This is a genomic window from Lawsonibacter faecis (assembly GCF_014287675.1).
Taxonomy (GTDB): domain Bacteria; phylum Bacillota; class Clostridia; order Oscillospirales; family Oscillospiraceae; genus Pseudoflavonifractor; species Pseudoflavonifractor faecis.
This window is the reverse complement of sequence record NZ_JACOPQ010000014.1, coordinates 1-14,334: the sequence shown is the minus strand read 5'-3', so window position 1 is coordinate 14,334 and position 14,334 is coordinate 1. Positions and strand designations below refer to the sequence as shown.

12 protein-coding genes are annotated in these 14,334 nt (G+C 62.4%); 3 read left to right on the top strand and 9 right to left on the bottom strand.

What is annotated here, in order from left to right:
* Positions 1–85: 85 nt before the first annotated feature.
* The 7 genes from H8S62_RS14880 to H8S62_RS14850 all read right to left on the bottom strand — a co-directional run bounded on the left by H8S62_RS14880 (position 86) and on the right by H8S62_RS14850 (position 8,847).
* On the bottom strand, positions 86–967 hold the full coding sequence (locus tag H8S62_RS14880) for a ribokinase (protein WP_186920080.1): 882 nt from the start codon (positions 965–967) through the stop codon (positions 86–88).
* 10 nt (positions 968–977) lie between these two features.
* Positions 978–1,373 carry a D-ribose pyranase gene (rbsD, locus tag H8S62_RS14875; protein WP_155146094.1) on the bottom strand — a complete coding sequence of 132 codons (396 nt, stop codon included), beginning with the start codon at positions 1,371–1,373 and terminating at the stop codon, positions 978–980.
* On the bottom strand, positions 1,370–4,111 hold the full coding sequence (locus H8S62_RS14870) for a beta-glucosidase (protein ID WP_155146091.1): 2,742 nt from the start codon (positions 4,109–4,111) through the stop codon (positions 1,370–1,372). The genes rbsD and H8S62_RS14870 overlap by 4 nt, the downstream gene beginning before the upstream one ends.
* 40 nt (positions 4,112–4,151) lie before the next feature.
* The gene (locus tag H8S62_RS14865; RefSeq protein WP_186920079.1) at positions 4,152–5,084 is read right to left on the bottom strand and encodes an ABC transporter permease; all 933 of its coding nucleotides are present in this window, start codon (positions 5,082–5,084) and stop codon (positions 4,152–4,154) included.
* 4 nt (positions 5,085–5,088) lie between these two features.
* Entirely contained in the window at positions 5,089–6,207 is a 1,119-nt protein-coding gene (locus tag H8S62_RS14860) for an ABC transporter permease (RefSeq protein WP_186920077.1), read from the bottom strand.
* Positions 6,200–7,750 (bottom strand): ABC transporter ATP-binding protein, encoded by a 1,551-nt coding sequence (locus tag H8S62_RS14855; protein ID WP_186920075.1) that lies wholly within the window; start codon positions 7,748–7,750, stop codon positions 6,200–6,202. Before H8S62_RS14855 ends, H8S62_RS14860 begins: the two co-directional genes overlap by 8 nt.
* A gap of 101 nt (positions 7,751–7,851) precedes the next feature.
* Complete coding sequence (locus tag H8S62_RS14850; protein ID WP_186920073.1) at positions 7,852–8,847, bottom strand: BMP family ABC transporter substrate-binding protein; 996 nt, start codon at positions 8,845–8,847, stop codon at positions 7,852–7,854.
* Between the two features lie 291 nt (positions 8,848–9,138).
* On the opposite strand from H8S62_RS14850, the gene H8S62_RS14845 reads away from it, so the two are divergent.
* A complete protein-coding gene (locus H8S62_RS14845) occupies positions 9,139–10,155 on the top strand; it encodes a substrate-binding domain-containing protein (protein ID WP_186920071.1) in 1,017 nt (338 codons plus the stop codon).
* Positions 10,156–10,502: 347 nt separating this feature from the next.
* Here H8S62_RS14845 and H8S62_RS14840 read toward each other — a convergent pair whose 3' ends face one another.
* The gene (locus tag H8S62_RS14840) at positions 10,503–11,861 is read right to left on the bottom strand and encodes a uroporphyrinogen decarboxylase family protein (protein WP_186920069.1); all 1,359 of its coding nucleotides are present in this window, start codon (positions 11,859–11,861) and stop codon (positions 10,503–10,505) included.
* Positions 11,858–12,505, bottom strand: coding sequence for a cobalamin-dependent protein (locus tag H8S62_RS14835; protein ID WP_186920068.1), 648 nt, complete (start codon positions 12,503–12,505; stop codon positions 11,858–11,860). The genes H8S62_RS14840 and H8S62_RS14835 overlap by 4 nt, the downstream gene beginning before the upstream one ends.
* A gap of 166 nt (positions 12,506–12,671) precedes the next feature.
* On the opposite strand from H8S62_RS14835, the gene H8S62_RS14830 reads away from it, so the two are divergent.
* Positions 12,672–13,970, top strand: a complete 1,299-nt coding sequence (locus H8S62_RS14830) for a helix-turn-helix domain-containing protein (RefSeq protein ID WP_173023566.1) — start codon at positions 12,672–12,674, stop codon at positions 13,968–13,970.
* A 43-nt stretch (positions 13,971–14,013) separates the two neighbouring features.
* Positions 14,014–14,157 (top strand): hypothetical protein, encoded by a 144-nt coding sequence (locus tag H8S62_RS14825; protein WP_186920066.1) that lies wholly within the window; start codon positions 14,014–14,016, stop codon positions 14,155–14,157.
* Positions 14,158–14,334: the final 177 nt, after the last annotated feature.

The following is a 14,334-nucleotide window of genomic DNA, read 5'->3' as shown; positions in this document are numbered from 1 at the left end:
AAATGCTGTCCCCCCGGTTGAGCCGTTTCTTATGTTGAGTCCCCCTGGCCGCGGCAGAGCCGCCGGGCCCCCTGTGTTTACATCATCAGGTGAAATTCAGCACTTCCTCAAGATACGGAATGGAGGGCACGGCGCCTTTTCGCGTCACTGAGAGGGCGGCGGCCCTGGCGGCCAGCTCCAGCGTCTCTGCCCAGGCGAGCCCTTTCAGCATACCATAGACGCAGTATCCCGTAAAGGTATCGCCGGCCGCAGTGGTATCCACGGCGCTGACCGGGAAGGCCGCCTGGTGAATGCGGCTATGGGCGTCGCAGAAGCAGGAACCTGCGCCGCCCAGGGTGAGCACCGTGCGGGCGTCCGGATAGGTTTTCAGCATATGGTCCAGAATTTTTTCCGGGTCGTGGGCGCCGGAGATTGCCCCGCCCTCAATCTCATTGATGAAAAACACGGAGACTTTCGAGAGGTCGCAGCTGGCGAGGGTCTCGTTGATGGGGGAGGGATTGAGCACGATGGTCAGCCCCTTCTCATGGGCCCGGTCGATGATATAGGGCAGCAGATTGACCTCGTTCTGGAGGAGCAGGGTGTCCCCCCTGCCGAAATGGGAGAGCACCTCGTCCACAAAGTCCTCGGTCAACGCGCCGTTGCTGCCGGGGTAGAGCAGAATGCTGTTCTGGGCGTTCTTATCGATCTGGATAATGGTATGTCCGCCGGGGCCGTCTATGGCCCTGATAAATCTGGTGTCAATTCCATTCTCCCGGCACACGTCCAGAAGCATCTGCCCGTCGTCCCCAATGAGTCCCGCGTGGCAGACCTGCACGCCCGCCCGAGCGGCGGCCACGGACTGGTTCAGGCCCTTGCCGCCGGGAAAGGCCTCCCGCCCGGCGGCCCGCTGGGTCTCGCCTTCCCGGGCCATATGGTCGACCTGATAGACGTAGTCCACGTTCAGGGAACCGAAATTTAATACTCTCATACCCCGCACCTTAAAACGTCACGCCCGCGCGGAGCACCACATTGGGGAAGGGGGAGTACTCTCCGGTGCGGACTGCAAATTTGCACTCCCGGGTCATTTCCTTCAAAGCGGCGTGGGGCATCCTCTCGCTGGGAATGCCCGGCATGACCTGCCGGATGTGCTCAAGAAGCCCGGGGTTGCGCTGGGCAATCTCCTCGGCCAGGTAGTAGAACTCCACCTCCGTCTCGCGCAGGACCGCGTCCAGCACGGCTGCAAAGGATGGGACGCCCTCGCAGAGCGCCAAATCGATGACCGGCACGCCCTTGGGGATTGGCATACCCGCGTCCCCGATGAGGAAGAGCTCCATATGGCCGAGCGCCGCGATCTGCTTCATCAGCTCGGCATTGATGATTCCTGTTTTCTTCATTCGTCTCCCTCGCTCCGCCGGTTTTGGTTTTCGCTTACGTTCTCCTCGGCCACGTCCACGGCCACACGGCTGCGGATATCCGTGGAGGAGGCGCCCACAAGGACCTCGCGCCCGCCGGTGAAGACCTGGTAGGACCGGGAGTCCGCGTCGTAATATTGGAAATATCTCGCCTCAATGTTGAAGGTGACCCGGCGGGTCTCTCCTGCGGGGATGAAAACCCGCCGGAAGTCCACCAGCATCTTGGGCACGCTCTGGATGCCCTCGGGGACCCGCTCAGGCCGCCCCAGATAGCACTGGGCCGCCTCGTCGCCGTCCCGCGTGCCGCTGTTTCGGATGTCGCAGGACACCTCCAGCCCTCCGTCCCTCCAGACGGCCTGGGCCGGGCCGTATTCAAAGCTGGTGTAGCTCAAGCCGTAGCCGAAGGGGTAGAGGGGCTCTTTCCCGGTCTCGTCGAACCAGCGGTAGCCGTTGAGAAGGCCCTCGGTGAAGTGGGCGGTGTTGGGGTGGACGGCGTCCTTCTCGCTGATACGGCCCGACGGGGCGTACCGCTCCGGGTGCTCCGGGTCCCGGGCAGCCAGGTCCTCCAGCTTCCTGGGGAAGGTGACGCTCAGCCGTCCGGCGGGGTTGACCTTCCCCTCCAGCACGGCCAGGGTCGCCCGGCTCCCCTCCTGGCCGGAGAACCACATCTCCAGAATGGCCTTGACCTCGCTGTGCCAGGGCATCTCCACCGGGTCGCCGTTGTTCAGCACCACCACGGTGTTGGGGTTGGCCCTCGCCACCCGGCGGATTAGCTCGTCCTGGTTCTCCTCCAGGGCCAGAGAGTCGTTGACGCTCTGGTGCCACGCGAAGACGATGGCGGCGTCGGCGTCGGCCGCCGCCCGCTCCGCCTCCTCCATGGCCCTCTCGTACATGGAGGGGGTGGTCCAGGCCAGACGGACGCTCAGGGGCTCCAGGTAGATGCAGGTGTGGTTGAAGTAAATCTCATACTCCTTGCCGGCCTCCAGATAGACCGCACCGCCCGCATTGTTCCAGCCGTCGGCGCAGGGGACCACCTCGGAGAAGGGGTTGGCGACGCCGTTGGCGGAGATGCGGGTGCCCAGGCCGATGCGCTCCAGACAGCCCCTGCCCGCCTCCCGGATGTAGAGGTTGCCGGAGGTGGAGATGGACAGGTCGCCGTTCTCCACGCCGTTGCGCTCGAAGGCCTCCCTGCCGGGGAATTTGCTCTGGAGGCTCAGGCGGTGCATCCCCGTCTCCTTGGGACACAGATACCCGTGCCACATGTAGTACTCCTTGGGGGTCTCCTTAAAGAAGCCCCGCCGCTGGTCCCGGGCCAGGGCCGGGAGAGGGTGGTCCTCATCGAAGTTCACCACCGCGTCCACCACGGCCTCGCCGCCCCTGGGGTAGTCCTCCAGGTCGCCGTTGCTCAGGGTCTCGTAGGTGAAGCGGCCCACGTACCGCTCCAGGCCGTGCTCCCCGCTGTTCAGCGCGGGCTTCAGGCACTCGGAGGGGACCACCGCGCCATCCAGGTCGTCACCCACCGCGAAGGAGATACTGCCGCCGTACCGCTCCCGCAGGAGGGGGTACAGCCCGGTCCGCCGGTCGTCGAAGCCATAGGGGGATTCTTTGAAGGTGGGCATGGCCTGATTGGCCGCGCCGGGGCCGATAAGGGCTATCTTCTTCCCCTCGAAGGCCAGGGGCAGGATGTTGTCCTCGTTCTTGAGCAGCACAGCCCCCTTCTCCGCCAGCTTCCGGCACACCTCGATGCTGCGCTCCTTGGTGGCGGGGTCGAGGCCGCCGGGGATGCGCTGGGCCTCGTCCAGCATCCCGAAGCGGTCCAGGGTGTCCAGGTAGTAGTAGACGGCGTGGTCCAGGTCCTCCATGGTGACACTCTGCTCCGGGTCCTCGATGGCGGCCAGCAAGCGCTTTCCGAAGGTGGAATGCTCGCTGCCCTCGTCGTAGTAGTCCTCGCCGGGCATCTCCAGCGTCGCGCCGTGGCGGATGGCGTTGGGGTCGTAGAGACAGTACCAGTCGTCGAAGATGAAGCCCTGAAAGCCCCACTCGCCCCGGGCCAGGTCCTTCATCATGTGGCCGTAATCGTAGGTCCAGGTGCCGTTGACCTGGTTGTAGTTGGTCATGGCGCTGGCCACCCCCGCGCGCATCACCAGCTCGTAGGGCCGCATGTAGAGCTCGTGGATGGTCTGCTCGTCGATGATGCAGTTGCCCGCGCCCTGGGCCGCGCCGGTGCTGGAGGCGAACATCTGCTTGAGGTTGGCGAGGGCCTGCTTCTTGTCCTGGATGCCCCTGGCCTCCTGGGCCCCCAGCTCGCCGTTCAACACCGGGTCCTCGCCGTAGGTCTGATAGTTCCCGCCGTTGCTGGTGCCCTTGAGGGACACCGGGTCCCGGGCGATGTTGACCCGGGGCGTCAGCAGCAGATGGATGCCCGTGGCCTTGGCCTCGCGGCCCATGGCCTGTCCGTAGAGGAAGGCGCACTCCCGGTCGAAGGTGGAGCCGAGGCTCACCTTGGCGGGGAAGACGGTGGTCTCAAAGCTGATGTTGACCCCCTGCTCGCCGTCGGCGATGAAGAAGTCGGGGATACCCAGCCGCTCGTTGCCCCGGACGAACCCGGCCTGATTGGCCCGGTAGGGGTCCCAGAGCTGTCCGTGGACGCAGAGGAGCTTCTCCTCCGCGCTCATGTCTTTGATCATATCCAGCACGCGCTGGTTGGTAAAACATTCCATTGTAATCCGTGCCTTTCTTGCCGCTGACGCGGGGACTTGCTCAGGCCTTCTTCCGGGCCAGCTTCTTTTTCCGCTGGAGCCTGAAATAGGCGTAGACGCACATGGCGATCAGAGTCACCACATAGGGGATCATCAGAACCAGCTGGGAGGGGAGGTTGATGGTCTGGAGGGTATTGGCCGCCGCGTCGGCGATCCCGAAGAAGACGGAGGCCACCATGGCGCCCACCGGGTGCATTCCGCTCATGGCGGCGGCGGCGATGCCGATCCAGCCGCGGCCCGCGGTCAGGTCCTTGGCAAACCAGGACACATACCCCATGGACATATAGACGCCGCCCATGCCGGAGAGCACCCCGGCGATGGTGAGGGCGATGCTCTTGGTCTTGTAGACGTTGACGCCCACGCTCTTGGCCGCGTCGGGGTTTTCGCCCACCGAGCGGATGCGCAGGCCCAGGGCCGTCTTGAAGAGCAGGAACCAGATGACGATAACCGTCACGAAGGACAGGTAGGTGATGATGTTGTGCCCGGAGAGGATTTCGCCCAGAATGGGAATGTCCCTGATGAAGGGAATATCGATGGAGGGCATCACCTTGCTGCTCAGGGAGGTGGAGATGCCCCGCACGCCGGTGAGGGCGAAGAGGAGGAATACCGTGCCGCCGCTGCCGATGAGGTTGATTGCGATGCCGGCCAGGATGTCGTTTACCTGGAGCTTGAAGATGATGTAGGACAGCAGCCAGCCAGTGAGGCCGCCGATGACCACGCCGCCCAGGAATCCGAGCCACGCGCTGCCCGTGTAGGCGGAGACCACCACGCCCATAAAGGCGGAGATGAGCATGGTGCCCTCCATGGTGATGTTGCCGATGCCCGCCCGCTCGGAGATGACCGAGGCCAGGGCCGCCAGGAGAATGGGGGTGGTCAGCCGGAGCACCGAGAAGGCAAAGGATGTGCTGAAAACCAGTTCCAATACTTCGTTCATTCCCTTAACCCCCCATCTCTTCCCTGGCTGTCTCAAGCTGCTTGCTCAGTGCGTAGGTCTTCTTCTGCCGGTAGCGGGAGAGGAACTGCTCCGCCAGCAGGAACACCAGAATGACCGCCTGAATGATGGAGACGAAATCGGTCTGCATTCCGGTCTTCATGCTCATCAGGTCCGCGCCCTTTCTCAGATAGGCCAGGAAGAGGGCCGCCAGGGGGATGTACTTGGGGTTGCGCCCGGCCAGGATGGCCAGGGTCACGCCGTCCCAGCCGTGGCCGGTGAGGGAGGTGTAGGAGAAGCGGGAGTATAGCCCCAGGGTCTCCATGGCCCCCGCGCCGCCGGCCAGGGCGCTGCCCAGCACCTGGGAGAAAACGGTCACCGCGCCGATGCTGACGCCGGTGTACTTGGCGAATTTTTCGTTCTGCCCCACCAGACGGATCTCATAGCCCCAGCGGGTGTGGTACATGAAGAAGTAGACCAGCACCACCAGCACCACCGCCACGATCAGCCCCACGTGGATGTTGCTGCGGGGAATGAGCTCCAGCAGCTTTGCGCTCTCGGGGTATTTGCGGGAGGCCACGCTGCCCGCGTTGGCGTCCCGGAAGAAGTAGCTGATGATAAAGAGGCCCAGCTGCAGCACCGCATAGTTGAGCATGAGGGAGGCCACCATCTCGCTGGCGCCCAGCTTGTGGCGCATCAGCGCGGGGATGGCCCCCATCAGGCCGCACACCGCCGCCGCCGCCAGGACGCACACCACCGGGTGGATGCCCGCAGGCAGGTTCACCGACAGGGCCACGCCCGAGGCCACCACCGCGCCGAAGAAGAACGCGCCCTCGGCGAAGAGGTTGAACTGGTTGGCGCTGAACATGATGCACACGGCGAGGCCGGTGATGACAATGGGAATCCACATGGTAAAGAGGCTGTAGAAATTGTTCAGATTCATCACCGGCCCGATGAGCAGGTACTTGATGGACAGCGCCGGGTCGTCGCTGACGATGAGGATGATAATGATGGACAGCGCGATGCCGATGGACACGGCAAGCCCCGTGCGCAGCATGGAGAACCGCTTCTCCAGCGTCTCCTGGGTCATTCCAGGCCTTCTGAGCCGTACTTTCAACTTATCCATGGAATTTCTCCTCTATCTCTTCCGCGGTCTGCTTTTTGATGCCGAGCATGTAGAGGCCGAGCTCCTCCTCCGTCAGGGCGGAGGTATCCTCGAAGTATCCGGTAATCCGACCGTTGTGGAACACCGCCAGGCTGTCCGAGAGGCCCAGTACCTCGTTGAGGTCGGCGGAGTTTACCAGGATGGCCTTTCCCTCGTCCCGGAGCTGGACCAGGCGGTTTCGGATAAAGGTGGCGGCGCCGATATCGATCCCCCGGGTGGGCTGGTCCACGAGAATGACCTCGGGGCCGGCGGAAAATTCCCGGGCCACAACCACCTTCTGGATGTTGCCGCCGGAGAGCATGCCGATCTCCTGCTCCCGGCCGCTGCACTTCACCTGATACTCCCGGACCAGGGTGTCCGCCTCGGCGCGGATCTCCTTCATCTTGAAGAGCACCTTTCCGGTATAGCGTGGATTGCGCTGCCTGCCCGCCAGGATGTTATTGGTGATGCTGAACTTCTTGGCGGTACCCTCGGCCATCCGGTCCTCGGGAATATGGGAGACGCCAGCCTCCCGCCTGGCGCGGATGGAGTCGTTGGTGATGTCCCTGCCGTGGAACTGGATGGTCCCCGCAGTCAGCTTCTCAATGCCGGCAATGGCCTCCAGCAGCTCGTGCTGGCCGTTGCCCTCCACGCCCGCCAGACCCAGAATCACGCCCTTGCGCACGTTCAGGGAGACATTGTCCAGCAGCTTTCTGCCCGAGGAGTTCACGCATGTGACGCCGCTGAGCTTCAAGACCGTGTCGCCGGGGACCGCCCTGTCCTTCTCAATGACCTCTACCACGTCCCGGCCCACCATCATCCGGGAGATATCGGCCTCAGACACCTCGGATACGTTCTTCGTGGCGATCATCCTGCCGCCCCGCATCACCGTCACCCGGTCGCAGAGCTTCTTCACCTCATAGAGCTTGTGGGAGATGAAGAGGATGGTGTGGCCCTCGTCCCGCAGGTGCTTCAGCTCCACGAAGAGCTCCTCGGTCTCCTGGGGGGTGAGGACGGTGGTGGGCTCGTCCAAAATCAGGATTTCCGCGCCCTTTAAGAGGGCCTTGATGATCTCCACCCGCTGCTTGAGACCCACGCTGATATTCTCCACCTTCTCCTTGGCGGGGACGCTTAGGTTGTACTTCTGCGCAATCTCCTCCGTGAGGCGCACGGCCTCCTTGGCGTCGAACTTGATGCCCCTCTTGGGCTCCACGCCCAGCACCACGTTTTCCGCCACCGTGAGAGAGGGCACCAGCATGAAGTGCTGGTGCACCATGCCGATGCTGTGCTCGATGGCCTTGGCGGAGGAGGTGAGGTGTACCTTCTCCCCCTTGACATAAATATCGCCCTCGCTGGGCTGCTCAATTCCGTAGAGCATTTTCATCAATGTGGACTTTCCGGCGCCGTTTTCGCCGCAGATGGCGTGGATCTCGCCCTTTTCAGCGGTGAAGTTGATGTCCTTGTTGGCCATTACGCCGTTGCCGTATACCTTCATCAAATGCTCTACACGCAATATCTCGCTCATTGGGGAAGGCACCCTCTTTCTTTATCAACAGTTCCTGAGACCGGAAGAGAGCCACTCAACCAGAATGGCTCTCTCCCGCGTGTTCAATCCGATGGCGTCTCTTACTTGATAAACTGGCTCTTAAACGCGCTGATCTCCTCGGTGGACATACCGTAGGCGGAGGAGACCGTGATTTTGCCGTCGATGATGTCCTGCTTGGCCTGGGCAATCTTGGCGGCCTGCTCGGCGGAGACATGGGCGCTGAAATTGTCGTTCTCCACGATGCCCACGCACTCCTTGTCCAGGCCGAGCTGCTCGCAGGTGCCGTAGGGAACCGTGCCCGCCTTGTAGAGCTCATAGGCGTGCAGCAGGGAGGTGTCCACCCGCTTGAGGGAGCTGGTGAGGATGGCGGCGGCCTTGTCCGGATCGCTGCCTGTAAAGATGGCGGACTGGTCGGTGTCGGAGCCGATGGCCAGCTTGCCGGTCTCCTTGGCGGCCTCGAATACGCCTACGCCGGCGTTGGAGGCCAGCTGGAACACCACGTCCGCGCCGGCGTTGTACTGGACCAGAGCCAGCTCCTTGCCCTTGGCGGAGTCGTCCCAGTTGCCGGTGTAGGAGACGATGGCCTTGATGTCGGGGTTGACGTAGGCGGCGCCCTCCAGATAGCCCACCAGGGAGTCGTTCACGATGGTGGAGTCCTCGCCGCCGATGAAGCCGATGACCCCGGTCTCGGAGACGCTGGCGGCGGCCTCGATGTACTCAATCATAGTCCAGGAACCGGCCACGATGATGTCCCAGTCCTCGCTGAGGGTATCGTTGATGATGGAGTCGTACTTGGATTTGTCGGTGGTCATCTCGATGACCTTGGTCTCCACCTCGTCGGGATACTTCTCCTGAATGGCGGTAATGCCGGCGGCGGAGCAGTCGTACCAGGCCAGGTCGCCCAGATAGCCGTTGAGCAGGAGAACGATTTTGGTTTTTCCGTCCGGGTCCTTGGCGCCGTCGGGCGCGGGCGTCTTCCCGTCGCCGGTGCCGGAACCGCCGCAGCCGGCCATGGCTGCCAGAAGCCCTATCGCCAGTAGCATGCTGAGGATTTTTTTGAAGCCGTGCTTTTTCATAGTCGAGTCCTCCGTCCTTTTGATTCCTTTTTTGTGAGTTGAGCCGCAATTCATTAAAACGTTTGAATGAATTGCAAAAAATGAAATGACGCTCATTTTTCCGTGTTGGCACGTCATTGTATGGTGGATATTATCACAATTGCACGATATATGTCAATGTAAAATGTATAGTTTTATATTTTTTGACTTTTTGCATACATTTTGATTGACAGTTTTGACAAGATGTACTAAAATCGTTTTAACAAACAAATTGAATTGATTTCCAGCTGAAAGCAGAAAGGACTGAGCGGCGTGCGGGCAACGATAAAGGATGTCGCCAAGGCGGCCGGAGTCTCTCCGTCCACCGTCTCCCTCATCATCAATGAGAAGCCGGTCTCAATCTCTAAGGACACCCGCGAAAAGGTGATGCGGGCGGTCAATGAGCTGCACTACAGGCCCAACCAGCTGGCGGTGGGGCTGGTGACCAACACCACGAACACCATTGGGCTAATCCTCCCCGATTCCAACAACCCCTTCTTCGCCGCACTCTCCAATCAAATTGAAATCAGGCTCCGGCACGAGAATCTGAACGTCATTATCGGCAATACCGGAGGGGACCCCAAAATTACCCGGCAGTATCTGCGCATCTTCTCCGACCGCTGCGTGGACGGCATCGTCCTGGCCCAGATGGACTTTGAGGACGGGGAGGAGACCGCCAAGTGCCAGGAGCTGCTCAAGAGCATCGACATCCCCGTTGTCTATGTGGACCGGGTCACGGACGACCGCAACCACTTCTCGGTGGAAGTGGATCAGACGCAGATTGGCTATCTGGGCACCCGCCATCTGCTGGAGCTGGGGCACAGGCAGATCGGCTGCGCCTCCGGCTCCATCCGCCTGAACGTCAACGCCGGGCGGTACCGGGGCTACTGCATGGCCTTTGAGGAATACGGGCTGGAGGTCAATCCCGACCTCCTTTTCTGCGATTCAATGTCCATTGAGTGCGGACGAAAGGCCCTGCCCTGCCTGCTGGGGCAGAACGTCACGGCCATCTTCGCCTTCAACGATATGATTGCCTACGGCATCTATCAGGAGTGCCGCAGCTACGATCTCTCCATTCCTCACGACCTCTCCATCGTGGGGGTGGATGATATTGCGCTGTCCGACATTATCTATCCCCCACTTACCACCGTGGCCCAGCCGATGGCGGAGATCGCGGAGCACGCGGTAAGCGGGATGCTCCACCTGCTGAAAAACCAGCGGGAGCGGCAGGAGACCGCCAAGCTGAACCCCATCCTGAAGGTACGGGGGAGCACGGCGAGGACGGAGTAGGACGCCGCTGCTTTTTGCCGCAGGGAGGCGTCCGCCAAGCTTACATATTCGTATTTTGCAGGAAAACCGATAGAACAGATGATAAAGGAGCCGGACCTGATTGAACGGGTCCGGCTCCTTTCAGCCTGTCAAAGAAGCCCCAAGGGGCTTCTTTGATAAAAAGCTGCACGACGGATGGGGCTCGATTTCTTGGAAAAAAGCAGCCTTATTCGTCATGAGAAGTGTCATTTCTCAGGCATATGTCCCCAGAAATGACGGATTTTCCATTTGATTGCACCGCCTGCGGACAGCGGAACTCTGCTGGGCTTGCTCTGCGGAGGGGTTTTTGACAGGCTGAGGAGCCGCTTTCAGAGCGCGCCGTCGATGGCGGCGTCCAGTTCCTCGCTGCTTGGGATGATGGAGGAGAATTTCAGCTCGCCGTTGAGGTAGATGGCGGGCAGATTTTGAACCCCCATTTTCTTGCACCGGGCGATATTTTCCTTGCGGGTGAATTTGTACTCCACCACGTCGATGCTGCCGCCGTAGCGGGCCTTGGCGCCGTTGGCCGCCCCCATCATGTAGGTGCAGGCGGCGCAGGTGGCGGAGTCCAGCGTAAAGACCTCCAGCAGCGGGCGCTCAAGGTGGGCGTAGTCGGGCAGCTCTACGTCGGTGTCGTCCTCCGCCTGGACATAATTTTTTACCATTTCGGCCATGGCCTCGGTCTCCAGCGCGGCCTGGGCGGCGCCGATGGCGTTTTCAACCGGAACGGCGTAGGGCATGTCGCAGCCGGGGGCGACGATGAAATTCCTGTACTCCGGCAGCCTGGCGAGCAGGTCCACGACATATTTGATATTGTCTTGTTGGGTTCCGTGTAGCATAATTGAGGTGAGGGGAATATTCCCGCCGATGGCGACGTTGTACCGGTCACAGATCTCCTTGGCCGCTAAGATGTCCACGTTTTCATCCACCGAGATGGAATCCGGGGCCGTGCGGCACATGACCTCGATGCTCCGGGTGGCGTTACCGCAGACGAAGAGGGAGGAGAAGGCCCCCTTGTCCTCGCGGAGGTAGCGGAACAGCTCGGTGAAGGGCGCGGAGAGGAATGCCTCAAAGTGCTGCTCGGAGATCTGGCTTACCAGGGGGTCCACCACGGCGATTACGTCCATGCCCGCGCCGAGAAAGAGGTCGGCCATGCGTTTGGCGCAGGCGGTGCAGAAGGCCAGCAGCTCCCGGACGTAGTCCTCGTCGTCGAACATATCCATAAAAATATCGTTGCCCCGCAGGTGACTCGCCAGCGTAAAGGGTCCGCAGAGCAGACCGTAGAGGGCGGTGGTTTCGCCCACGGCCTCCTTCATGCGGCGCATGGCGGAGAGCACCATGGGCAGCCGCCCGCGCTCCGGGGTGGGCAGTGCCCCGGCGTCGGGCACCTCCGGCGCGTCCGCCAGGGGGTGGGAGGCCACGCTGGGCGGGCAATCCCTGGCCCAGACCAGCTCGCAGCCCAGAATTTCCGCCTCCAGCTGGAGGTCAAATACCACGGGCTGTCCGTCAGGCTTGTAGAGCCGGTTCACCTCCAGCAGCGCCCGTACCAGGGTATCCCCGTCGGTGAGAAGCTGTTCGGCGTCGGCGCCGATGAGCGCTCCGGCGTGGACGCCCGCGAAGGGGACCCAGGGCGCGCGGGGAACGGCCTCGTGGCGGAGGGTCCGGAAGAGCAGTTCCTTTCCCGTCATGCAGCGCCCTCCCCCCTGCACAGGGACACGGCCGCGTCCGCCGCGGTGGCGGCGTCGGGGGTGTAGCGGTCCGCGCCGATGGCGGCGCAGAAGGCATCGGTCACAGGGGCGCCGCCAATCAAAATTTTCACGCTGTCCCGGATGCCGGCCGCCTCCGCGCACTTCACCACGTCGGCCATGACGCCCATGGTGGTGGTGAGCAGGGCGGAGCAGCAGATAATCCGGCAGCCCTGGTCCCGGGCGGCGGCGATATACCGCTCAGGGGGTACGTCGGTGCCCAGGTCCACGACCTCCAGCCCGCGGCCTTCCATCATCATCTTCACCAGGTTCTTGCCGATGTCGTGGAGGTCGCCCTTTACCGTACCGATGCAGACTCTGCCGCTGGCCTTGACGCCCGCGTCTGCCAGCAGAGGCTTGAGCAGGGCCGCTCCCATATTCATGGCCCGGGCCGCCACCAGCACCTCGGGGACGAAAATCTCATTGTTTTTAAACCGCTCGCCCACCATGCTCATGCCGGCCAGAAGCCCCTCCGTCAGAATTTCCCCGGCGGGAATACCCGCGTCGACGGCCTGCTGCACCAGCTCCTTGACCAGCTTTGCCTTGCCGATCTGGAGCTGCTCGGAGATTTCGTTTAGAATACCCACGGTGATGTCCTCCTGTCTTAATTTTCCGCTTTGGCTGAGTTCAATATACCGCGTCGGCCGCGGCAGGGCTGGTGGGCATCTGTCAATTTAGGTACTTCCTTGTCCGCTTTATACCGCCGCTACCGGCGCAGGCGGGACGCAATTTATGAGGGGAGGAGGCGCGGATATGCCGCAGACGGCTGGTCGCGCGACCTTTGATGAGAAGCAGGCTGCCGAGTGCGCACGGGCGTTCGCCATCTGCTCGGGCCTTGGCTGCACGGTGTCGGACGCCGGGGGGACGGTATTTTACGAGTACGGGTACGGCTGCGCCTCCTGCGGCCTGTGCGCCGCCGCCGGGCAGAGCGGGGAGCGCTGCGCCCAGTCCCACGCCTACGGCATGGCCGAGGCGGAGCGCTTTGGCGGAAAGTACGTCTACTTCTGCCCGATGGGCCTCACCCACTTTGTCTCCCCCATTCTGGGGGACATCAGGAGCGAGGCGAGGCTCACGGCGGGCCCGTTCATCATGGTGGAGCACCGGGACTTTATCGACTGTGAGCTGGCCGAGCAGCCGGCGCTGAAGGGGGAGGCGCTTGGGGCGGCCGTCGCCGTCCTGGAGCGGATTCCCTACGTGGAGCCCCGGCGGGTGACGGAGCTGTCCACCCTGCTCTCCATGGCGGCGGGCTTCCTGAGCAACGCGGAGGCGGAGCGCCGGATGCTCAACGCCGGCGCCTCCGGGCGGCTCCAGGAGCAGATCAGCTCCTATATCATCTCCCTCAAGGAGGCGGAGGGTCCGCCGCCGTACCCCTTTGAAACCGAGCGGGCCCTGCTGGAGAGCATCACCCGGGGAGAGAAGAAGGAGGCCCAGCGGCTCCTCAACGAGCTGCTGGGGGCGATCCTCTTTTCCGGCGGCGGAGATTTGGAGCGAATCAAGAGCCGGGTTTCCGAGCTTCTGGTCCTCATCTCCCGGACGGCCATCGAACGCGGGTCCGACCCGGAGGAGACGCTGAAGCTCAGCCACCGGCACCGGCAGGTTATCCCCCAGATGCGCAGCATCGACGAGCTGTGCTTCTGGCTGTCCGGCGTGATGAATCAGTATATGGCGGGCATCTTCGATCTGGCCGACGCCCGCCATGCCGACATTATTCACCGCTGCATCCAGCATATCGGGGCCAACTACGCCAGCCGACTGACCCTGGAGGAGACCGCCGGGATGGTCTACCTCTCTCCGGCCTATCTCAGCCGTATTTTCAAGAAAGAGACGGGCACCAGCTTCAACGAGTATCTCAGCGGCGTGCGCATCGGCAAGGCGAAGGAACTGCTGCGACATCCGGAGCTGCGCCTCACGGACATCGCCCAGATGGTTGGGTACGAGGATCAGAGCTATTTTGCCAAGGTCTTCAAGCGTGTGACGGGCAGCTCCCCCAGCGGCTACCGCAGCGGCCTCGCGGCCAGAAGCGCCGGGCGGAACGGTGCTGGCAAGCCCTGAACAAATACATCCCGGGAAACACAGGGCCTGCCGGGGCCGCGCGGTGGAGCTGGTGGAGGCGGGAAGCAGGCTGGGCGGCAAGATTCTGCCTGGCAGCGCCCCTGCCGTGAAATTCGACTTTAAGTGCTGCCTGGACCGGGTGAGGGAGCAGAATGATGACGCGGCGGTCTTCGCCGTGGGCGCCTAAAACGCCTGCCCGCCCATCCCGGCATCAACCAGCGCCCACAGCCTGGGCCGCCAATTTTTCCAAAGAAATCAAGCCCCATCTGCCATGCAGCTTGCTGTCAAAGAAGCCCCAAGGGGCTTCTTTGACAGGCGGCGGGAATCGTAGAGGGAGCGGGATGCATCAGCATCCCGCTCCCTC

What these genes read in the sequence shown, in the direction of transcription:
- H8S62_RS14880 (WP_186920080.1), bottom strand. Translation starts at nt 967, where the DNA reads ATGAGAGTATTAAATTTCGGTTCCCTGAACGTGGACTACGTCTATCAG.
- H8S62_RS14850 (WP_186920073.1), bottom strand. Translation starts at nt 8,847, where the DNA reads ATGAAAAAGCACGGCTTCAAAAAAATCCTCAGCATGCTACTGGCGATA.
- rbsD (WP_155146094.1), bottom strand. Translation starts at nt 1,373, where the DNA reads ATGAAGAAAACAGGAATCATCAATGCCGAGCTGATGAAGCAGATCGCG.
- H8S62_RS14860 (WP_186920077.1), bottom strand. Translation starts at nt 6,207, where the DNA reads ATGGATAAGTTGAAAGTACGGCTCAGAAGGCCTGGAATGACCCAGGAG.
- H8S62_RS14840 (WP_186920069.1), bottom strand. Translation starts at nt 11,861, where the DNA reads ATGACGGGAAAGGAACTGCTCTTCCGGACCCTCCGCCACGAGGCCGTT.
- H8S62_RS14830 (WP_173023566.1), top strand. Translation starts at nt 12,672, where the DNA reads ATGCCGCAGACGGCTGGTCGCGCGACCTTTGATGAGAAGCAGGCTGCC.
- H8S62_RS14855 (WP_186920075.1), bottom strand. Translation starts at nt 7,750, where the DNA reads ATGAGCGAGATATTGCGTGTAGAGCATTTGATGAAGGTATACGGCAAC.
- H8S62_RS14865 (WP_186920079.1), bottom strand. Translation starts at nt 5,084, where the DNA reads ATGAACGAAGTATTGGAACTGGTTTTCAGCACATCCTTTGCCTTCTCG.
- H8S62_RS14870 (WP_155146091.1), bottom strand. Translation starts at nt 4,111, where the DNA reads ATGGAATGTTTTACCAACCAGCGCGTGCTGGATATGATCAAAGACATG.